General features: G+C 74.0%; 23 protein-coding genes. 9 read left to right on the top strand and 14 right to left on the bottom strand.

All coding sequences use genetic code 11. The features are described from left to right. Window positions 1–2 precede the first annotated feature (2 nt). The 9 genes from ACFYXE_RS16375 to ACFYXE_RS16335 form a co-directional block, all read right to left on the bottom strand. The gene (locus ACFYXE_RS16375; RefSeq protein WP_389312931.1) at window positions 3–1,178 is read right to left on the bottom strand and encodes a GNAT family N-acetyltransferase; all 1,176 of its coding nucleotides are present in this window, start codon (window positions 1,176–1,178) and stop codon (window positions 3–5) included. After that, window positions 1,175–1,828, bottom strand: coding sequence for a lipopolysaccharide biosynthesis protein (locus ACFYXE_RS16370; protein ID WP_389312929.1), 654 nt, complete (start codon window positions 1,826–1,828; stop codon window positions 1,175–1,177). Before ACFYXE_RS16370 ends, ACFYXE_RS16375 begins: the two co-directional genes overlap by 4 nt. After that, window positions 1,825–2,973, bottom strand: a complete 1,149-nt coding sequence (locus ACFYXE_RS16365) for a glycosyltransferase (RefSeq protein ID WP_361176364.1) — start codon at window positions 2,971–2,973, stop codon at window positions 1,825–1,827. Before ACFYXE_RS16365 ends, ACFYXE_RS16370 begins: the two co-directional genes overlap by 4 nt. Continuing rightward, the gene (locus ACFYXE_RS16360) at window positions 2,970–3,758 is read right to left on the bottom strand and encodes a polysaccharide deacetylase family protein (RefSeq protein ID WP_389312926.1); all 789 of its coding nucleotides are present in this window, start codon (window positions 3,756–3,758) and stop codon (window positions 2,970–2,972) included. The genes ACFYXE_RS16365 and ACFYXE_RS16360 overlap by 4 nt, the downstream gene beginning before the upstream one ends. After that, window positions 3,748–5,499, bottom strand: a complete 1,752-nt coding sequence (locus tag ACFYXE_RS16355; protein ID WP_389312924.1) for a lipid II flippase MurJ — start codon at window positions 5,497–5,499, stop codon at window positions 3,748–3,750. The genes ACFYXE_RS16360 and ACFYXE_RS16355 overlap by 11 nt, the downstream gene beginning before the upstream one ends. After that, entirely contained in the window at window positions 5,496–6,830 is a 1,335-nt protein-coding gene (locus ACFYXE_RS16350; protein ID WP_389313638.1) for an O-antigen ligase family protein, read from the bottom strand. Before ACFYXE_RS16350 ends, ACFYXE_RS16355 begins: the two co-directional genes overlap by 4 nt. A 73-nt stretch (window positions 6,831–6,903) precedes the next feature. Then, on the bottom strand, window positions 6,904–8,418 hold the full coding sequence (locus ACFYXE_RS16345) for an exopolysaccharide biosynthesis polyprenyl glycosylphosphotransferase (RefSeq protein ID WP_389312923.1): 1,515 nt from the start codon (window positions 8,416–8,418) through the stop codon (window positions 6,904–6,906). Then, window positions 8,415–9,575, bottom strand: coding sequence for a glycosyltransferase (locus ACFYXE_RS16340; RefSeq protein WP_389312921.1), 1,161 nt, complete (start codon window positions 9,573–9,575; stop codon window positions 8,415–8,417). Before ACFYXE_RS16340 ends, ACFYXE_RS16345 begins: the two co-directional genes overlap by 4 nt. A 51-nt stretch (window positions 9,576–9,626) precedes the next feature. Next, the gene (locus tag ACFYXE_RS16335) at window positions 9,627–10,709 is read right to left on the bottom strand and encodes a DUF3344 domain-containing protein (protein ID WP_361176372.1); all 1,083 of its coding nucleotides are present in this window, start codon (window positions 10,707–10,709) and stop codon (window positions 9,627–9,629) included. A 384-nt stretch (window positions 10,710–11,093) separates the two neighbouring features. Between ACFYXE_RS16335 and ACFYXE_RS16330 the strand changes: the two genes are divergently transcribed. The 9 genes from ACFYXE_RS16330 (at window position 11,094) to ACFYXE_RS16290 (ending at window position 16,632) form a co-directional block, all read left to right on the top strand. Further along, window positions 11,094–11,333 (top strand): chaplin, encoded by a 240-nt coding sequence (locus tag ACFYXE_RS16330; RefSeq protein ID WP_361176374.1) that lies wholly within the window; start codon window positions 11,094–11,096, stop codon window positions 11,331–11,333. A gap of 274 nt (window positions 11,334–11,607) precedes the next feature. Beyond that, complete coding sequence (locus ACFYXE_RS16325) at window positions 11,608–12,285, top strand: hypothetical protein (protein WP_389312918.1); 678 nt, start codon at window positions 11,608–11,610, stop codon at window positions 12,283–12,285. 321 nt (window positions 12,286–12,606) lie between these two features. Further along, window positions 12,607–12,888, top strand: a complete 282-nt coding sequence (locus ACFYXE_RS16320) for a hypothetical protein (protein WP_389312916.1) — start codon at window positions 12,607–12,609, stop codon at window positions 12,886–12,888. A 133-nt stretch (window positions 12,889–13,021) separates the two neighbouring features. After that, window positions 13,022–13,273: a chaplin gene (locus tag ACFYXE_RS16315; RefSeq protein WP_389312914.1), complete on the top strand. Its 252-nt coding sequence runs from the start codon at window positions 13,022–13,024 to the stop codon at window positions 13,271–13,273. 241 nt (window positions 13,274–13,514) lie between these two features. Next, the gene (locus ACFYXE_RS16310) at window positions 13,515–14,015 is read left to right on the top strand and encodes a DUF5949 family protein (protein WP_389312912.1); all 501 of its coding nucleotides are present in this window, start codon (window positions 13,515–13,517) and stop codon (window positions 14,013–14,015) included. Further along, complete coding sequence (locus ACFYXE_RS16305; RefSeq protein WP_389312910.1) at window positions 14,015–14,698, top strand: vitamin K epoxide reductase family protein; 684 nt, start codon at window positions 14,015–14,017, stop codon at window positions 14,696–14,698. The genes ACFYXE_RS16310 and ACFYXE_RS16305 overlap by 1 nt, the downstream gene beginning before the upstream one ends. 71 nt (window positions 14,699–14,769) lie before the next feature. Continuing rightward, window positions 14,770–15,276, top strand: coding sequence for a hypothetical protein (locus ACFYXE_RS16300; protein WP_389312908.1), 507 nt, complete (start codon window positions 14,770–14,772; stop codon window positions 15,274–15,276). 2 nt (window positions 15,277–15,278) lie between these two features. Then, complete coding sequence (locus tag ACFYXE_RS16295; RefSeq protein ID WP_389312906.1) at window positions 15,279–15,725, top strand: tyrosinase cofactor; 447 nt, start codon at window positions 15,279–15,281, stop codon at window positions 15,723–15,725. A 34-nt stretch (window positions 15,726–15,759) separates the two neighbouring features. Beyond that, window positions 15,760–16,632 carry a tyrosinase family protein gene (locus tag ACFYXE_RS16290; protein WP_389312904.1) on the top strand — a complete coding sequence of 291 codons (873 nt, stop codon included), beginning with the start codon at window positions 15,760–15,762 and terminating at the stop codon, window positions 16,630–16,632. Between the two features lie 71 nt (window positions 16,633–16,703). On the opposite strand, the gene ACFYXE_RS16285 is transcribed toward ACFYXE_RS16290, so the two are convergent. The 5 genes from ACFYXE_RS16285 to ACFYXE_RS16265 form a co-directional block, all read right to left on the bottom strand. After that, window positions 16,704–16,967 carry a chaplin gene (locus tag ACFYXE_RS16285; RefSeq protein ID WP_389312902.1) on the bottom strand — a complete coding sequence of 88 codons (264 nt, stop codon included), beginning with the start codon at window positions 16,965–16,967 and terminating at the stop codon, window positions 16,704–16,706. A 92-nt stretch (window positions 16,968–17,059) separates the two neighbouring features. After that, the gene (locus ACFYXE_RS16280) at window positions 17,060–17,341 is read right to left on the bottom strand and encodes a hypothetical protein (RefSeq protein ID WP_389312900.1); all 282 of its coding nucleotides are present in this window, start codon (window positions 17,339–17,341) and stop codon (window positions 17,060–17,062) included. 136 nt (window positions 17,342–17,477) lie between these two features. Then, window positions 17,478–18,134: a hypothetical protein gene (locus ACFYXE_RS16275; RefSeq protein WP_389312898.1), complete on the bottom strand. Its 657-nt coding sequence runs from the start codon at window positions 18,132–18,134 to the stop codon at window positions 17,478–17,480. Between the two features lie 212 nt (window positions 18,135–18,346). Then, window positions 18,347–18,598, bottom strand: a complete 252-nt coding sequence (locus ACFYXE_RS16270; protein ID WP_361176396.1) for a hypothetical protein — start codon at window positions 18,596–18,598, stop codon at window positions 18,347–18,349. A 308-nt stretch (window positions 18,599–18,906) separates the two neighbouring features. Next, the gene (locus ACFYXE_RS16265) at window positions 18,907–19,338 is read right to left on the bottom strand and encodes a hypothetical protein (protein ID WP_389312896.1); all 432 of its coding nucleotides are present in this window, start codon (window positions 19,336–19,338) and stop codon (window positions 18,907–18,909) included. Between the last annotated feature and the right edge of the window lie 181 nt (window positions 19,339–19,519).

Genomic DNA, 19,519 nt, shown 5'->3' with positions numbered 1-19,519 from the left:
CGTCATGACGAGGCTCCGCCCCCGCGCCGCCCGCCGCCCCCGCCGTCCTTGGCGCGCCCGCCGTCCCGGCCCGCCGCCCGGCGCTCGTCCCGCTCGCGCAGCCGCTCCTTGGCCCACCTGCGGCCCTCGGCGCCCCAGGCCGCCGCGCAGGCCAGCGGCGCGGTGCGCCTGCGGGCCAGCAGGAAGCGCCGGTTGGCGACCGGCTCGGGGCGCCAGTGGTGCTTGTACGGCTCGTTGCCGCGCAGCAGGCTCAGCGCCCGCCGGTGCTCGCCGCCGGTGTGCCGGGTGCACGCGTCCAGGAGCATCGTGGCCACGTCGACCTTGCGCTCCCTGAGCTGCGGATGCGCCCCGTACAGGTAGCCGCCCGCCAGCGTGCCCGACAGCAGCGTCAGGTCCGCGGCCATCACCTCGCCGTCCAGCCGGAACTCCGTCACCACCGCCTCGCCGGCCGCGACCATCGGGCGCATCGAGCGCAGCAGGTGCTCGTGGAAGCGCGGCTGGAGGTGCTCGGTGGTCACCTTGCGCCCCTGCCACTGCAGCTGGTGCAGGCGCAGCAGCGTGCGCACCGAGGACTCCACCTCCTCCACGGGCACGACACGGCTCTCCACGCCCATCGCCGACAGCTTGCGCATCTTGGCCCGGGTGCGCTGGGCCCGCGGCGTCGGCAGCCGCTTGAGCAGCTCCTCCATGGGCAGCGCGGGCAGCTCCAGGCACTCCGAGTCGGCCAGCGTCCGGCGCGGGCCGGGCCACCGGGCGTACAGGCTCTCCACGCAGGCCCCGGGGCGCACCTCGCCGAAGTCGATCGGCGCGGTCCCGGCCAGCGCGTACAGGCCGCCGAGCAGCGCCTCCAGGCCCGCCTCGCGGCACCCGCCGTCCAGCAGCACGTCGGTGAAGTCGGAGATCGCGCCGCCCAGCGGCTTCAGCGCGGGCAGCGGGCGGCTGACCCGCATCAGCGGCGCCGCGGCGACCAGCCGGTCGCCGTCGCGGACCAGGACCACCCGCAGCCGCCCGGGCCGGCCGTAGGACCGCCACCAGGACGACAGCCAGGCGTGGCTCTGGAACGGGGTGGCCGCGGGGCAGGCCCGGTGCAGCCGCCCCCACGGCTCGGCGAGCGCCTCGAACTCCGACTCATCGACGCAGAGTTCGGCGTGCAGATCGGTCTCGGTCGCCGTGCTCACGGGGCGCTCCGCACCAGGGCGGACGCGGGCCCGGGGACCGACGCGCCGGTCGGCACCTCCTCCGTACGGGCGCGCGGGCGGACCAGGAGCGCGAGCGCGCCGAGCAGCCCGCCCGCGCAGCCGCCGACCAGCGTGGTCACGCCCGGCGACAGCGAGGAGGGCGCGTTCGGCGTCAACGCCCGGGAGAACGTCAGGAGTTTGACCTGCGTGCTGTCCTTGGAGTGGTTGGCACTGCCCGCCAGCGACCGCGCGACCGCGTTGGCGGTGGTCGCCGCGGAGGACGGCTTGGCGGCGGTCGCCGACACGGCGATCATCGGCGCGTCGGGCGAGGTGGCCACCTTCACGCTGTCCTGCAGCTCCGCGGGCGACAGACCGGCCGCGACCTGGGCGTCGGCCAGCACGGCGAGCTGCGTGGCCACCCGGCCGTACGCCTGGGCGAAACCGAGCGCCGTCTGCGGGTCCGCCTTCTCCTGGGGGACGGCGACGACGTAGCTCGTCGCCGTGTACTGCGGGGTCTGCAGCGTGCCGTAGGCGCCGCCGGCCGCGGCGCCGAGCACCGCGCAGACCGGCAGCGGCCACCAGCGGGGCAGCCGGGCGAGGCGGGCTCGCAGGGGCACGGTGCGCGGGCGCTGGTTGAGGGAGTCGCTCATCGAGGGTTCACCTCCAGGGTCGGGCCGGGCGCAACTGTCGCGTAGACGCTCATCAGCTGCTCGGCGCTTCGGGTGATGCTGTAGTGCCGCACCGCGGCCGGTGCCGAGCGGTGCGGGCGGACGTCGCCGCGCAGGCCGTACAGGGCCTGCGCGAAGGAGTCCGGGTCGCTCGGGCAGTACGCGGCGCCGGTGCGTTCCCCGGCGCCGAGGCCCTCGACGGCGGGGCAGGACGCGTAGAGCACGGGCAGCCCGCTGGCCAGGCCCTCCACCAGCGCGAGACCGAAGGCCTCCTCCGGCGAGGGGGAGGCCAGCGCGTCCATCGCGGCCAGCAGCGAGGGCAGGTCGGGCACCCCGCCGGTCGCGGCGCCGCTGTCCTCGTGGGTGGACTCGCCCGCGAACCGCACCCGCCCGGCGAGGCCGAGCCGCTGCGCGAGGCGCCGCAGCTCCGGCTCCTCGGGGCCGCTGCCGACCAGCAGGACGACGACGTCCTCGGGCAGCTGGGCGGCCGCCCGCAGCAGGACGTCGAAGCGCTTGCCCGCGGCGAGCCGTCCCACCCCGCCCACGACGAACGCCGATTCGGGCAGCTGCAGTTGCTCGCGCGTACGGGTCCGGGCGGCCGGGTCGAAGCGGAACCGCTCGACCTCGATGCCGTTGGGCACCACCCGGATGCGCCGGCGCGGCACGCCCCAGCGGTGCAGCCGCGCCCCGACGGCGGGCGAGACCGCCACCGTCATCCGGCCCAGGCGCTCCCCGGCCAGATACAGCCCGCGCACCCCCGGCGTCAGCGCGCGGCCCTCCATCTGCGAGTCGCCCAGCGAGTGTTCGGTGGCCACCACCGCCCGCACGCCCGCCATCCGGGCCGCGATCCGCCCGTACAGGCAGGCCCGGTACAGGTGGGTGTGCACCACGTCGTAGCGGCCCGCGCGGATCAGCCGGACCAGGCGCGGCAGCGCGGACACGTCCCGGTTGCCGGACATGCCGAGGTCGGCGACCCGGGATCCGTCGGCCATGATGCCGCGCGCGACGGCGCCCGCGTTGGTCAGCGTCACCACGTCGTTCGACATCGGCAAGTGCCGCAATGTCAGGCGCAGTTGCTGTTCGGCGCCGCCCACGCCGAGCCCGGTGATGATGTGCAGGACCTTCACCGGGCCACCGCCGTGCCGTCGAGGACGCGGCGCCGCAGCCGGTTCGTGCGCAGCTTCAGCCGCAGCCGCCAGGCCGTGTCGCCCTGGCCGACGTGCACGCGGGGCAGCGCGTACGTCCCGGCGAGCGGGCCCGGCGCGATGGCGCAGGCGTAGCCGTACCCGGCCTCGCGGACCGCGGCGACCACGCGCTCGTCGACGTGGCCGTAGGGGTAGCAGAAGCCCTGCACGTCGGTGCCGGTCAGGTCGTGCAGCGCCGCCCGGCTGCCGCTGACCTCGCGGCGCAGCTGCCGGTCGTCGGCCTGTGTCAGGTCGACGTGGCTCAGCCCGTGCGAGGCGACCTCCATGCCGCACTCGGCCAGCTGCCGGATGCCCTCGGCGCCGAGCAGCGGCTTGCGCGGGCCGAGCGGGTCCCAGGCGTTCTCGCCGTCCAGGCGGCCGGGCAGGACGAAGACGGTGGCGGTGCAGTCGTGCTGCTGGAGCAGCGGCAGCGCGTGCTCGGCGAAGTCGCGGTAGCCATCGTCGAAGGTGAGCCCGACCAGGTTGTGCTCCTGGCCCTGCGCGCACGCCTCCAGGAGGTACTTCATCGAGACGCCGCGCAGCCCCTGACGCCGCATCCAGCGCAGTTGGGCGCCGAGCCGCTCGGGGGAGACGGTGATCTCGTACGGGTCGTCGGACGGGTCCGCGACGGAGTGGTACATCGCCACCCACGCCGGGGTGCGGGGCTGCCTCAGCCGCAGGAAGGGCTCGGTGCCGGACGGCGCGGGCGGGGTGACATCAACGGACATGGCGCAGCTTTCTGGTGACGGAGCGGACGACGGACGCCCAGGGCTGCGCCCCCAGCAGCAGGCCCAGGAGCACGAAGGAGACGGTCACCACCGCGAAGCTCGCGAGGACGGCGAGCGCGGGACCGGCGACGCGCTCGGCGCACGCGGCGCCGAGCACCGCCGCCCCGGCGGCCGCGAGCGCCAGGCGGGCCAGCTGGCCGACCACGGCGCGCGTCCTGATCGGGACGGTGCGCGGACCCATGGCGCGCAGCAGGAGCAGGGCGGTGACGCAGATGCCGGTCGCGTTGGCCGCGGCGATGCCGTAGACGCCCCAGGTCCCGACGGACAGGAAGCCGATCCCGGCGGTGGTGACGATCCCGATGAACATCGCGTAGAGCGGGACCCAGGTGGTCCGCGCGACGGAGAAGTGGGCCCGCGCCAGCGCGCCCACCAGGGTGTGGCCGAGCAGCCCCAGGGAGTAGACGCGCATCACCGCGGCGGTGGCCGCGGTGTCCTGGGCGGTGAAGGCGCCGCGCTGGAAGAGGAGTTGGATGAGCGGGGGCGCGGCGGCGATGACGGCGGCCGCGCCGAGCAGCACCATGCACCCGGCGAGGACGAGGTCCCGCTCGACGCGCTTGCGGGCGCGCTCGGTCTGTCCGTCGGCCAGGGCCCGCGCGACGACGGGGAAGGTGACCGTGCAGAGCATGAGCGAGAGCACCATCGGCATCTGCGCGACCTTCTGCGCGTAGTTCAGGTGCGAGATCGCCCCGGCGGGCAGCGAGGAGGCGAGGAACCGCTCGATGAGGACCTGCGACTGGCGGCACAGCGCGAACAGCAGGACGGTCCAGATGATCGCGGTCTGCAGGGTCCTGGCGGGGGAGTCCCCGGCGGGCTTCGGCGCGGGCGCCGCCTCCGGCACCGGTACGGTCCGCAGCTGGCGCCAGAGCGAGGGCGCCTGGACGACCACCATGAGCACGCCGCCCACCGCCACGCCCGCCGCCGCGGCCCGTACGCCGAGCGGCAGGGCCAGCGCGAACAGGGCTGCGATGATCGCCGCGTTGTAGGCCACGTACACCGTCGCGGGCGCGACGAACCGCTGGTGGGCCCGGAGCGCGGCGCTGCAGTACCCGGCGAGCCCGAAGGTCAGCGCGCAGGTGGCGGTCAACCGCGTGCAGTCGACGGCCAGTTGCGGGTCGGGCAGGCCGGGGGCCAGCACCGCCACCAGGTAGGGCGCCGCCGCGACGAGCAGCGCGGCGGTGCCCACGAAGCACAGGGTCATCCGCGGCAGCGAGGCCCGGACCAGTTCGCGCACCGGGTCGACGGCGGACGGCCCGTCCGCGCGGCGCGCCAGCGCCAGGCTGAACGCGGGCACGAGGAAGAAGGCGAGCCCGTCCTCGATGAGCAGGGTCGCGGCGAGCTCGGGCACGGTCCACGCGACGAGGAAGGCGTCGGTGTCGGTCCCCGCGCCGAAGAAGTGCGCGAGCGCCTGGTCGCGGACGAGCCCGAGCAGGGAACCGGCGACGGACAGCACGGCGGTGACGAGCGCGGCCTTGGCGAGGAAGGAGCTGCCGGTCTTCTCGGATCCCGGCGCCTTCTCGGCGGTGTCCGCGGGCTCGTCCGTCGCCGGGGTCGCCGGGGTCGCCGGGGTCGTCGGGGCCGAGGTCTCCGGGGCCGTCGAGTGGGGCTGCGGGGCCGGTACGGAGACCGCTCCCGCGTCCGGTTCGGGGTCGGGGTCCGCCACCGTGGGCGGGACGGTCGTCATCGCGGGCCCGCCTCTCCCGGTCGTACGCGGGCGCCGACCGCCCACCAGGCCGCCAGGCCCAGGGCGATCGCCAGCAGCACGGTGGACGGGCCGCCGATGTCGGCGTACATGAAGTCGATCAACTGCCAGACCAGCAGCCCGCAGGCGACCAGCGCGCAGTCCAAGTGGGCGCCGCCCGGCCGTCCGCGGCGCGGCCGCTGCCGCCGCCACCGGCGCACCGCGCACACCACGAGCGCCGCCCAGCCGCCGACCAGCGTGGTCAGGCCGAGCAGCCCCTGTTCGCTCAGCACGAGCAGATACATGTTGTGCGGGGAGAGCAGCGGCTGGCGTACGAAGCCGCTGCCGGCGCCCGCGGTGTCGCTGCCGGAGGACAGGGCCAGCGAGGCGTGGCCGTCCCGGTGTTCGGGGAAGCCCTTGAGCCCCACGCCGGTCACCGGGTGGCCGCGCCACATGTCGGCCGAAGCGGCCCACATCGTGTACCGGTCGGTGACCGACTGGTCGGGCGTGTCCGTCACCTGGGTGATGCTGCTCAGGCGCTCCTGGAGCATCGCGGAACCGACGCCGAGCCCGGCCACCAGGACGACCGCGGCCGCACCCGCGGCCAGCAGCACCTGGCCCGCCCGGCGCACCCCGGCGAGCAGCAGCACGGCGGCGCAGGCCGCCGCCGTGGCGATCCACGCGCCCCGGCTGAAGGACAGGGCCAGCGGCACGGTCAGCAGCCCGGCGCACGCCACGGCCGCCGTGCGCTGCCGGGGCGCGCCGGGCCGGAAGGCGAGGGCCAGCGCGCAGACCAGCCCGTACGAGACGACGGTGGCCATGCCCATGACGTCCGTGGAGCCGAACGTGCCGACGGCCCGGATGTCCTCGCCCATGTACGAGGCGCCGGTGCCGGTGAGGTTCTGGTGGACGCCGATGACGCCCTGGTAGAGCCCGAGGCCGACGAACGACCAGGCGAGCAGCCGGAAGTGGGCGGCGTCGCGGACGAGCATCAGGACGGCGGCCGGGACCAGCACGAAGATCTGCAGGTAGCGCGCGGCACCGGCGACACCGGTCGCCGCGGTGGAGGCGCCGAAGGCGGCCACGGTGATGCCGACGACCGGCAGGCCCAGGAGCACCGCGGCCGTCCGGGTCAGCGGGCGGCGCCGCTCCCGCACGAGGCGGACCAGGCAGTAGGCGACGACCAGGGCGGACACCGCGTCGGCCACGGTGCCGGTGCCGCCGCCCGCGGCCGGGTCCTCGGCGGGCACCGGCAGCGCGAGCAGCGCGACCAGGAGCACCACCGGCAGGACGGGGCCGTGCCGTCTCAGCTCGGGCAGCACCACGTCGTGCAGCCGGGACCGGCGTACGGCCTGGGACAGCGGCCCTGCCGGGGGCAGGAGGGTGGTCGGGCTGTGGGTCACGTGGTCAGCTCCCCGTGCGGCGTACGAGGCAGCCGAGAGTGCGCAGCAGGATGCAGAGGTCCTGCCAGAACGACCAGCTGTCGATGTAGGCGTTGTCGAAGCGGCACCGGTCCTCGATGGAGGTGTCCCCGCGCAGTCCGTGGATCTGGGCGAGGCCGGTGATGCCGGTCGGCATCCGGTGCCGCTGGGCGTAGTGCGGATAGGTCTGGCTGAACTGGGCGACGAAGAAGGGCCGTTCGGGGCGCGGGCCGACCAGGCTCATGTCGCCGCGCAGCACGTTCCACAGCTGCGGCAGCTCGTCGAGCGAGGTGCCGCGCAGGAACCGGCAGAAGGCGCTCATCCGGTGCTCGTCGGCGACGCTCCACCGGGTGGCGGCCTCCGTCGGGTCGGCGGGCCGGTGGGTGCGGAACTTCAGCAGCGTGAACAACTGCCCGTCCTTGCCGACGCGTTCCTGCCGGAAGATCACGCCGGGTCCCTCGAAGACGCGCAGCACCAGGGCGCACAGGGCGAGGACCGGCGCGGCGGCCAGCAGCAGCACACCGGAGACGCCGACGTCCAGGAGACGCTTGCCGGGGCTGGTGCCGCGGGGCCGGGTCGGCAGCAGCGGGCGGCAGGGGTACCCGGCGATGAACTCCCGTGGCCCGCCCGGCGCGTGCGCCACCTCGGGGCAGCGCGGGTCGAGCTCCCACAGGTCGCAGCCGAGCCCGCTCAGTGCGGGCAGCCAGCCGCTGTACCCGGGGCCGCGGTCGGCGAGCACGAAGACGGCCCGCACGTCGTTCTGGATGACGGCACGGTGGAGTTCGTCGGTGGTGCTCAGGACCGGCAGTTCGGGCCCCGGTTCCGGTACGGCCTCCGCCGCGGCGGCCGGGGCGTCCCGGTCCTGGTCCGCCTCGCTCACGATGCCGACGGGCCGCATGCCGCAGCCGGGGCGCCGCAGCAGCGCGGCGGCCACGCCGCGCGCCGCGCCGCCGGGGCCGAGGACGAGCACGGGTCTGGGTCTGCGCACGGTCTCGGCGCGCCGGTGCCAGTGCACCAGTGCGCGTCCGCCGCAGCTCAGCAGGCACTGCACGGCGGCGGCGCCGGCCAGCGTCCGCAGGGACGGCGGCTCCGCCGACAGGGGGCCCGCGGCGGGCAGCGCGGAGGCCAGCAGCGCGGTGACGGACCAGCCGAGCGCGATCCGCCCGGCCAGCGACGGCACTTGGCCGAGGGTCTCGGGCAGCGCGGTGTGCGCGTACAGGCGGCCCTGCGCGTTCAGGAGCAGCACCACGGCCACCAGGACCGGCGCGAGGACGGTCTGCTGGCGCGGTGTGGCGAGCAGCAGCAGGCAGGCCAGGGCGGCGGCGCAGTCCACGGCCAGCAGGGCGGCGGCCGAGCGCTGCCGCAGGGCGGGGCGCCACGTCGACGCGCCGGCGCGGGGGACGGTGGCTTCGCGTGGCGCGACGACGAAGGCCCCGGGCGGGGCCTGGGTGTCCTGCCGTGACTGGGCCGATGAGGAGGCGACGGTCCGTTCCGCACTCACGTGGTCGTGCACTCCCTGTACTCGGTGGGTCCGGTGGTCGCCGTGCCCAGAAGCTCGCCGTAGACCGCGCCGATCGCGGCCGCGGTGTGCCGTGCGTCGTGGTGGTCCAGGACGTGCCGGCGGCCCCGCCGCCCCAGCGCGTCCCGCAGTTCCGCGTCCCGCAGCAGGGCGGTCAGCGCCCGGGAGAGCGCGGCGGGGTCCTCCGGTGGTACGAGGGCGTGCGCGCGGTCGGCCGTCGGCAGGCTCTCCCTGGCCCCGTCGACGTCGGTGACCACGACGGGCCGCGCGCAGGCCATGGCCTCCAGCGGGGCGAGGGCCATGCCCTCCCAGCGGGACGGCAGGACGACCACGTCGGCCGCCCGGTACCAGGGCGCGGCGTCGGCCGCCTCCCCGGCGAAGGCCACGCGTGGCCCGGCGCGGGCGCGCAGCCGGTCGGCCTCGGGCCCGTCGCCGACGAGCACCAGCCGGGCCTCGGGCACCTGCGCGGCCACCGCGGGCCAGGCGCGCAGGAGCACGTCCTGCCCCTTCTGGCGGCAGAGCCGTCCGACGCAGACGACCAGCGGGACGGTCGGCCGGGCGGCGGCGTCGGCCGAACCCTGTCCGGCGGGCGCGAACCGTTCGGTGTCCACGCCGTTGGGGATGACCGTGTACGCACCGGCGATGCCCGCCCGGCGCCCGGTGACCCACTCGGCCTCGCTCACGCAGACGATGCGCGCCGCCCACCGGGCCGCGTGCCGCTCCCAGCGGCGGGCCAGCAGCGCGGTGACGCCGCCGACCGCCTCGAAGGACCAGGCGTGCGGCTGGAACACGGTGGGCAGGGAGCCGCGCAGCGCGAGGCGTGCGGCGAGTCCGGCCTTGGCGCTGTGCGCGTGGACGAGCGCCGGGGCGACGTCGGCGACGACGCGCCCCAGGTCCCTGGTCTCGGCGCGCAGGCCGGGGCCGGGGGAGCGGGTGGCCGTCCACGGGTGGACGGGAACGCCGAGGGCCGCCAGCGCGCGGGGCAGGAAGCCCTCGGGCGGGCAGGCCACGTGCACGTCGAGGCCGGCCGCGGTCTGCGCCGCGGCCAGGTCGACGACGACCCGGGCCACTCCGCCGTCCACCGGCTGGCTGACGTGCAGGACCCGCGGGCGGCTGAGGGGTGCTGAAGGCAGAGGCATGCGCGACTCCCTTGAATCAGTGCGGCGCGGGTCCGTGCGGGGCAACGCGCGCTATCGCTTCGCGTCGACGGCGGCGAAGACCACGCCGACCCACGCGGAATCCTGCGAGGAAAGGTGGACCGTCAGATCCCCGCTCTGTCCGCCGGCGGCCTTGGCCAGCGGAAAGACGTCGGAGTCGTAGCCCAGGGTGTTGGCGTACGCGGGGGTCCTGCGGATCGGCGTGCCGGGCTCGCTGATGGTGGAGTTGAGCGCGTCGCCGACCGGATTGGCGTCGTCGGACAGCGGGACCGCCCGGCCGTCGCCCGCCGACACGTCCACCGTGTCGCCGCGCCGCCCGCGGTCGCCGTCGTAGGCGACCACTCCGGCGATGCCGCCGGACTGGGGTCCGGGTACGCCGCGCAGCCGCACCTCGTGCTTGCTCCCGCGCTCGCCGGTGGTGTCGAAGCCGTCCCAGACGGCGAGGTGGCGCAGCGGCTCGGCGGCGTTCTCGTACGCCACCACCAGCGTCCAGCCGCCCCAGGCACCGGCCTTCGAGTGGCCCATGGCGACGTTGACCTGGGCCACCGTGTACGCGCCCGCGCCCGCGCCGCGCACCAGGTCGGTGACGTCGGCCGAGGCCTGGAAGGCGTCGGCGTCACCGGTGACGCGGTGGCCGACCAGGGTGTCGGCGATGACCGGCTTGTAGTTGCCGCCCGGCTCGGCGATCAGCACCCGGCCGTTGTCCTTGGGCGGCTTCTGCTCGCCGACCCGCAGGTTGCCGCCCCAGTACAGGCGGGCGTACGAGACGCGCGAGTGCGGGGGCAGGCGGACCTCGCCCCGGCTGGAGTTGTAGGTGTTCGGGTCGTCGTCGACGTCGATGTAGAACATGTCGAAGTCGTCGTTGACGCCCGGCCGCCCGGCACGCGTGCGCGCGCAGGACTGTGCCGTGCGCTCCACCGGGCGGCGGCAGGTGATCGCCGAGTTGGCGGCCCGGACGATCCCGCCGTGCTGCAGCGCATGGTGGCGCTGGGCGAAGTCGATGCGCGGCTGCTCGCCGCCGGGCGGGGCGGCCGAGCCGGTTCCGGTCGCCGCGAGGCAGGCGGCGAGTGCGAGAGGGATGACGAACACGCGACGCAGGCCCAGGGGGTGACGCATGACGGCGTTGGCCTTCCGGAGTGTGAAGAACGCTGACCACGGCGAAGATGAGTAATTCGTACTGTCTGTACGAATTTGAATGCTTATGAGTGAAATGACCCTTAAACGAAGCGCAACTGTAGCCCCTGAATCGAGTGGCCCGGTCAACCTCGGCACGTGTGTCGGATTGGTGAAGGCGGGGCTTCAGGGGGCGTGCGCACGCCTTGTGGCAGACCGCAGGGGGCGCGCGTCCCGGCCGGTTCAACGGTCCGGGGGGCGTCACCGCAATGGATCGCGCGCCGGATCACTCGTATGGGCGCACAACTCGGCGTCGCGGTCGGCAGTTGAACCCTCCAGACGGGCATCCCGCCCGTCCGTCGCATCACCACCAAGGAGCAGCACTCCATGTCGCGTACCACCAAGGCTCTCGCCCTGTCCGCCGTCGCCGCCGCCGCCGTGGCCGGATCCGCGGGTATCGCTGCCGCCGACAGCGGCGCGCAGGGTGCCGCCACCAACTCCCCCGGCGTGATCTCGGGCAACAGCGTCCAGGCGCCGATCCACGTTCCCGTCAACGTGTGCGGCAACAGCGTCAACGTCATCGGCCTGCTGAACCCCGCGTTCGGCAACCAGTGCGCCAACGACTGACGCACCGTCGGACCGTAGCGGCCGTCCCCGTGAATCCGGGGGCGGCCGTTCCGCGTGTCGGCACCCGCGGCGGCGTGCGCCTGGTAAGGGCCGTGCCCCGAATGGGGGGCGCCCCGCCGATCGCCGACCGGCCGTCACATCCACTTCTCACCTGCGCAGATGCCCGCCCGGCCAAGGAATGCCCGCTACGTTCCGCAGTCGCTCGGTTGCGGTCGGAGTTCGCCGCTTTCACGGTGATCACAAGATCCGACGCATCACCGAAAGGGACACACCTATGCGCGCTCTGCCCGTACGGCGTATCGCGACCACCACCCTGTGCGCGACGCTGCTTCTCGGCACGGCCGGTCCGGCCCTCGCCTCCGACGCCACCCGCGACGAGACCCGGACCGCGTCCAGCGCGCCTGCCCCGGACGCGGCCGCCCTGCTGGGCCAGGCCCAGCAGCTGAACGGCCTCGGCGGTGTCCTGACCCCGGTCACCGACCTGCTCAGCGCGGCGCTCCAGGCCAAGGACGGCAAGCTGGCCCCCGAGGACGCCAAGAAGCACGCCGACGCGGTCAAGAAGGCCCTGGAGGCGGCCGCCAAGCCGCCCGTCAAGGCGCCCGCCGACCCGGCGGCCGCGGTGCCGCAGCTCCCGACCGGCGGCTCGCCGCGCGATGCCAAGGCGCCGGTCGACGTCAAGGCCGACGCCGTCGCCGCGCTGCAGAAGGCGGTCGACGAGCTGGTCAAGGCCGCCACGGCCGGCGACCCGAAGGCCGTGCTCGCGGCGGCCCCGACGGTCCTCACCGGCCTGGTGAACCTCACCGTCGCGACCGTGCTCGGCGGCGGCCTGCCCGCCCCGAACCTGCCGGGCCTGCCGAAGCTGCCCGCGCTGCCCACCGACGCCCTGCCCAAGGCGCCGGACCTGCCGCAGGCGCCCGCCCTGCCGCAGGCCCCGGGCCTGCCCTCCCTCTGAGACCTCCGAGGCCCTCTGCGGCCCTCTGCGGCCCTCTGAGGACACGGTGAGCGGCCTCCCCGCCGAGGCCGTCCGCCCCGACCCGCCGTGCCGGCCGCTGCCGGTACGGCGGGTCTTCCGTGTGCGGTGAACGCCCCCGGCAAATCGGCCAGTTGATATGAGGATGTAACGCGCTATTCATTCGAGTGGGATCACGGAAGTTTGTGGCCCAGGGGTTTCCGTACCGGCCCGCGCTCGTTGGTCCCGGTACAGAGAGACACCGGGCAAACGTTGCCTGAACGGTTCTCCCACGAGGCGACGCGAGTTGCCAAAGAAAGGAACATGATGAAGGCCCTGAAGGCTGCTGCTGTCCTTGCCGGTTCGATCGCCATCGCCGGTTCCGCCGTGCCCGCGTTCGCCGGAGAGCTGGCGCCCACCAGCCTGAACGGCGGTCTTGACACCCTTGCGGGACAGCCCCTGCTGGACGCCCAGCCGCTGAGCACCAACATGCTCGACACCGAGAACCCCGACTCCGCGGTCAACACCGTCAAGGACGCGACGGACGGCCTGAACTCGGCGGGCGGCCCGACCGAGCTCCTCGGCGGACTTCCGCTGGCCAAGTAGTACGGGCCCAATTCCCGGGTCCGTTGAGGGGTATTGGCAAGGACCGGGAACGAAAGCATGTGGGCGTGTTATTGCGGAGTTTCCCGTAACAAGGTCCATAGGCTGCGGTAAACCCCCAAAGGAAGGTTTCCTCATGAAGACTGCCAAGAAGGCCGCCCTCGTCCTCGCCGCCGCGGGCATCGCCGCCGGTGCCGCGTCCGGCAGCGCCTTCGCCGGTGACGGCGACGGTGCCAGCGCCCAGGGCGCGGCCGTGAACTCCCCCGGTGTCGCCTCCGGCAACGTCGGCCAGCTGCCCGTGCACGTCCCGGTCAACGCCACCGGCAACACCGTCGACGTCATCGGCGCCCTGAACCCGGCCTTCGGCAACCAGTCCGTCAACGACTGACGCCTCCTCGGGGACGCCCCGGGCGGTCGCCCGCGGCACGCAAGGGCCGGTCACCTCTTCCACGGGCCGGCCCTTCGCCGCGTGCGGAGCCCGACAACACAAGGTGCAGGAAGGCCAGTTCGACCCCGCCGCGTCATCAACGCCGAGCGGGTGACCCCATCGTGTGATGGCGCTGCTGAGCTGCGCCACACGGGTGACAACGGGGCGGGCGCGGCCCCCGGGCGTCTATACGGTTCCCCTCATGACCTCAACTTCCAGTGAGCAGCGCCCCTTCCAAGCAACTGATCTGGGAACCCTGGCCGTTCTCGCCTGGAGCGGCGAGAACCCCGAGGACGAGAAGGACATGCCCTTCCTGCTGGCCTACTCCCTCGGCGACACCGAGGGCGGCCCGGAGGCCACCGCCGAGGCGATGCGCACGCTCCTCGACAACGCGGGCCTGCCGCTCGGCGGCCCCGTCCTCGACGGGGCGCGCACCCCCTCCCTGCCGGTGAGCCTGCTCGTCCAGGGCGACCAGGCCGTCGTCAACATGCCCCACCTGAACGCGCAGTGCGTGGTGCCGCCGGAGTGGCTCGCCGCCGTCAAGCAGCGCGGTCACGCCTACTTCATGGCCACCACGCGCGCGTGGCCCGAGGCCACGCCGGGCGAGCCCGTCGCGGAGGAGAAGCTGGCCGAGTTCGCCGGGGCCGAGGAGACCATGCTGAACGCCGCGCACTGCCTGCTGCCCGCGCGCAGCCTGCGCTGATGCGCCGCACCACCGAACTGCCGCACCGGGTGCCGCTCCAGGCCGTCGGCGCATCCGGTGCGGCCCCCGCCGCGCCGCCCGCCGCGGCCGGGCCGTCCGGGCCGCCCGGGCAGGCCGCGGGACGGGCGCTCGGCCTGCTCCTGGTGCTCACCGGAGCGGCGGGGCTGCTCGCGGCGTGGGTCATCACCCTCGACAAGTTCAAGCTGCTCGAGGACCCGGACTTCATTCCCGGCTGCAGTCTCAATCCCGTGGTCGCCTGCGGGAACATCATGAAGAGCGAGCAGGCGGCCGCATTCGGATTCCCCAATCCGATGCTGGGGCTCGCCGCCTACGCGGTCGTGATCTGCGTCGGCGCCGGAGTGCTCGGTGGGGCGCGCTTTCCCCGCTGGTACTGGCTGACCCTCAACGCGGGCACCCTGTTCGGCGTCGCATTCTGCGGCTGGCTGCAATTCCAGTCGCTGTACCGCATCAACTCGCTCTGTTTGTGGTGCTGCTTGGCGTGGGCCGCCACCATTCTCATGTTCTGGTACGTGACTTCGCACAACGTACGGTGTGGATTCCTGCCCGCCCCGCGGGGAATGCGTACATTCCTGGGTGAGTTCACCTGGGTTCTTCCCGCTCTGCACATGGGCGTCATCGGCATGCTCATCCTGACGCGCTGGTGGGAATTCTGGACCAGCTGAATGCCGACCCGGCATCGTTTGACCGATATCGGGGCCCTGTGGTCGCACGGTGAAAGGACGAGTCGAGCACGATGAAGAAATCAACCAGAGGTGCCTTCGCGATGGTCATGGCCTGCGCGGCGGCCGTCGGCGGGGCCTCGGCGGCGACCGCGTCCGAACAGCCCGAGGTGCCCGTCCCGCTGAACGGACTCGAGCACGCCCTGGACATGGACGCCCCCGAGATCACCACCGGCATCCCCGTGCCGCTGCCCAGCGGAAGCCTCGACGGACCGCACTACGCGGAGGACCACCTGCTGCCCGAGCGGATGGTGCCCCGCATCCCGGTCAGCAACAGCCTTCCCTCGGCGAGCGTGGTCGCGCCGATGTCCGACGTGCTCGGCGAGGACACCGTCGAGTCGCTCGGGGTGCGGGCGTACGCCTCCGACGTGGACGCCAGTACGCCGAGCGCCAACCTCGACCTGCCGGTGACCGCCCCGCGCGGCGACCTGTGGGGGCTGCCCGCCCCGGCGGTGCCCAACGCGGGCGTCGAGGCGCCGTCGCTGAGCGCCGAGCCCGCGACCGACCTCGGTCTGGCCTGACCGTGGCGACGCTCCCGAACCGGGCGGGCCCGGACCCGCGCCGGGCCCGGCGGGGCCTGACCGACCGGGTGACCCGCCGCCACCTCATCGGGGTCGCGGCCGGCGCGGTCCTCGCCGCCGTCGGCGTCGTCCGCGCCCTGCCGGACCCGCCCGCAGGCCGGCCCGCGGCCGGACCGGACGGCGACCCGGCGTCCGGCGACCCGGTGTTCGACGAGATGTACCGGGGCCGGCGCATCCAGGGCCGGCCCGCGGTCCCCGGCCAGGGGCACGCCCCGGACGGCTGGCAGGTCACCGTCGACGGGCAGCGGCTCGGCCTGATGCGCCGCGCGGACGGCAGCTACCTCAGCATGGTCGACCACTACCAGTCGTACGCGACGCCGCTGGCCGCCACCCGGGGGGCCGTCGACGAGCTCGGCCCCGGGCAGACCCTGAGCGGCCGCCTGCACTGACCCGGCCGCAGGACCCGACGCAGGAGGGACGTACATGGCCCACACGCGCAGGAACCAGAGCGGGCTGAGCCGCGCGGAGCGGCGCCGCTTCGTGGACGCGCTGCTGAAGCTGAAGCGCCGCGGGGAGTACGACGAGTTCGTCCGCATGCACATCGACTTCTACGTGTCGGACGGGGAGCGGAGCCTGCGGGTCGCGCACATGGCCCCCTCCTTCTTCCCCTGGCACCGACGGTTCCTGCTGGAGTTCGAGCGGGCCCTGCAGCGCATCGACTCGGGGGTGAGCGTCCCGTACTGGGACTGGACGAAGGACCGCGGCCCGGCCGCCTCGATGTGGGGCGAGGACCTGATGGGCGGGAACGGGCGGCGGGAGGACCGGCAGGTCATGACGGGTCCGTTCGCGTACCGCGGCGGGCAGTGGACGATCAAGGAGGGGGTCACCGACGGGGACTTCCTCACCCGGGACTTCGGCCGGCCCCAGGATCCCGTCGAGCTGCCGACGCCGCAGGACCTGGAGTGGGCGATGGCCGACCCGCGCTACGACGTGGCGCCGTGGGACTCCACGGCGCCCGAGGGCTTCCGCAACCGGCTGGAGGGCTGGACGTCGGCGCGCGGCAAGGAGCGGTGGCGCAACCACAACCGGGTGCACCGCTGGGTCGGCGGCCACATGCTGGGCGGCGCCTCGGTGAACGACCCGGTCTTCTGGCTCAACCACTCCTTCGTCGACCTGCTGTGGGACCGCTGGCAGCGCAGGCATCCGGACTCCGCCGGGTATCTGCCCGTGCGCCCGCCGTCCCTCGGCGAGGCCCAGTACCGGCGCATCGTCGCCCGTCACGAGCCGATGCCGCCGTGGGACGCCAAGCCGGACGACCTGCTCTCGCACCAGGGGCAGTACACCTACGAGGCGTAGGCCCCGTCCGGTCCCGCGGACACGACGAAGCCCCCGGCGGAACGTGTACCGGGGGCTTCTCGGGGGGCTGGTCAGCCGCCGTAGCCGCCCTCGTGGCCGTCGTTGACGCACTGGTTGCCGAACGCCGGGTTCAGCAGGCCGATGACGTCGACGGTGTTGCCGCACAGGTTCACCGGGACGTTGACCGGGACCTGGACCAGGTTGCCCGAGAGCACGCCGGGGGAGCCCACGGCTTCGCCCTGCGCGCCGGCGTCCGCCATGGCCAGGCCGGCGCCGCCGAGGACGACGGCTCCGGTGCCGAGGGTGACAGCGGCTGCCTTCGCGATGCGAGACATCACGTTCTCCTTTGAATCGGATAGTGCGGCTGCCCACACGCAGTCGCAAATTTCCTAACGTCCGCCGTCAAGCGAGGTCACGGCGTAGGGGCTCAGGAGTGCGAGGAGATCTCGCTGAACTCGATCCCGTCCGGCGAGAACCCGATCCCCTCCTGGGTGAAATAGGCGGTGCCGTCGTCGGTGAAGCCGGACGCGGTGCTGGTGTGCCGCATCGTGCCCGGGCCGAACGAGAGCGTCTCCTTGGCCCATTCGGGCGTGGGCGCCTCGGCGCCGGCGGCGGGGGAGTGCGGCGCGGCCTGGGCCAGTGGCGCTCCCGCCACCGTCAGCACGGCGGCCGTCGCCACTGCGGACATGAGGAGATGACGTGCCTTCACGAGGCTTCCTTCCCTGGGGATGGCCGAGAGGAGTGCGGACCGGTCGCTCTCTGCGGACCCATTGTGCAAAGCCGGGACGGTCTCCTGGCGGTGAAGGAACGAGTAGGCCTGTCATCCAACCCGATCAGCTCAACGATCAGTTCAACGGTGCGGTGGGCAGCTCCGGTGCGGTGGGCGCGGCCGGGGCGGTGGGCAGTGTCGTGGTGTCCGCGGCGGCGAGGTCCTCCGCGGTGGTGCGGGCGGCCGGTGCGGTGGCGGCCGGGGTGGGGGTGGTGGCCGGGGTCGTCGTCGTGGCCGGCAGCTCGGTCGTGGTGTCGGGGAGCAGCGGGTCGGCGGGGAGCCCGGTGTCGTCCGCCGAGCCGATGCTGGTCGTCGAGGAGCAGGGGGCGAACAGTTCGTTGCCCGCGAAGGCCGCCTTGACCGAGCGCGCCGAGTTCGGGGACACGGAGACCGAGCAGCTGAAGGTGCCCTTGTCCGTCGTGCGGGCGTGGCAGCTGGCGGGCGTCAGGGACGTCGTGTCGGTGACCTGGACGGTGAGCGGGATCCGGGCCAGCGGGAAGGAGAGCGTGGCGCCCTCGACGAGTCGTCCGGTGACGCGGACGCGCGCCGAGCCTCCGGTGCTGATCTCCTCCGCGGAGAGCTCGGTGATGGCCGAGGCGGTGCGGGTGGTGTCGGCCGCGGCGGCGGGCCGGGTGTCGGGGGCCGTCAGGGCGGTGGCCGTCGTGGCGGTCCCGGCGGCCGCGCAGGCGGCGGCCAGGGCCAGGGTGCTCAGCATTCTGCGGGGGGCGGGCATCGGGACTCCTTGTCGGGTCGTACGGGGGGTGCGGGCGCCCGGGCCGGGGCGCCGGGCGTTTCGTGCTTCTTTACCGGAGATCATCCGATCTGCTGAGCTGCCCGCCGGGGTGTTCCTCCGAAGGGGGCGGCAGACGGCCTCAAGCACCGGCAGGCCCCGAGGAATCGTTCCCTCGGGGCCTGCTGCCCGACGGCTCTCAGTGAGCCGTGGGGTCAGGAATGCGAACCGGTCGAGTTGCCCGTCGCACCGGTGGAGTTGGCCATCTTCGAGGACTTCACGAAGTAGGCCGTGCCGTCCTCGCCGAAGCCGCTCTTCGTCTTGGACGACATACCGCCGTTGACGGTCGCCGAGTTGTCGGACTTCTGGTAGCCCGGGCCGTCGTGGGCGGAGGCGACAGTGGCACCACCGAGGGCGACGGGGACGACGACAGCTCCGACGGCGATCGCCTTGGCAAGCTTGCGCATGAGACGCATTCCCTTCGATTGGGTCGCGAGAATCCAAGTGGCCGTGTTTCCCCGGGTTCGGGAGCTCAGGAGTGTTCCTGACGGCCACGGTCAAGGCCCCCTCGCAGGGCCTTGCCGATATCACCGTGTGCAGGTCCGCGCGGTTGTGCCTGTCGAGATCCGCCCGAAGAGCCCGGCGACGCGCTCGTACCGATGTCGACACGCCGTGTTGACCTGCGGTGACGACCCGTCACCACCCCTTTGCGCGGGATTTTTTCGGTGTGCACTAAAGGGGTGATGAGGGGGTGGCGCGAGGGCGCCGGGTCGGCTCAGCCGACGGTCTTCGTCGCGCCCGCCGTCACCACGGGCGAGAACATCCCGAACGAGGCCGTGCCCAACGAGGCGGAGACCACGCACTCGTGGCCGGGGGCCAGCGGCGGGCCGCCGGCGCGGGAGGCCCGCACGCGCGCCTGGTGGTAGGTGCCGTCGCAGACGGCCGCCGCGGTGCCCGTGAACACTCCGCCGCCCTGGGTGTCCGAGACGCCCACCCGTACGGAGTCCAGGCCGGTCAGGGCGTCGCAGCGGTAGCGGACGTGCACGGACGGCTCGCCCGTGTCCGCCGTCACGCTCAGCACCGTGAGGCCGTCGGCCGCCTGGGCTGGGGAGACCTGTCCCAGCGCGACCGCCGCGGGCAGCGCGCACACCGTCGCGGCCCGCAGCGCGAACCGCGCCGCGCGGCGACCTTTCTGAAGAACCTTCATCACACTCCTGCTCGTCGTCGTGTCTTCCGCGGTCTTCCGCGGCTTCTCCTGCCGTGGAGCACAAGACGGGGGGGGGGGGGGGGGGGGGGGCGCCCCCCCCCCGGGGGATGACACCCCCCACAAACCACCCCGGCCCACACCCCCCCCCCCGCCACGCGAGGCTCACCCAGACCGCCCCCCG

Source organism: Streptomyces sp. NPDC002564, from assembly GCF_042889645.1.
Taxonomy (GTDB): Bacteria; Actinomycetota; Actinomycetes; order Streptomycetales; family Streptomycetaceae; genus Streptomyces.
This window is presented reverse-complemented; position numbering and strand designations above follow the sequence as displayed.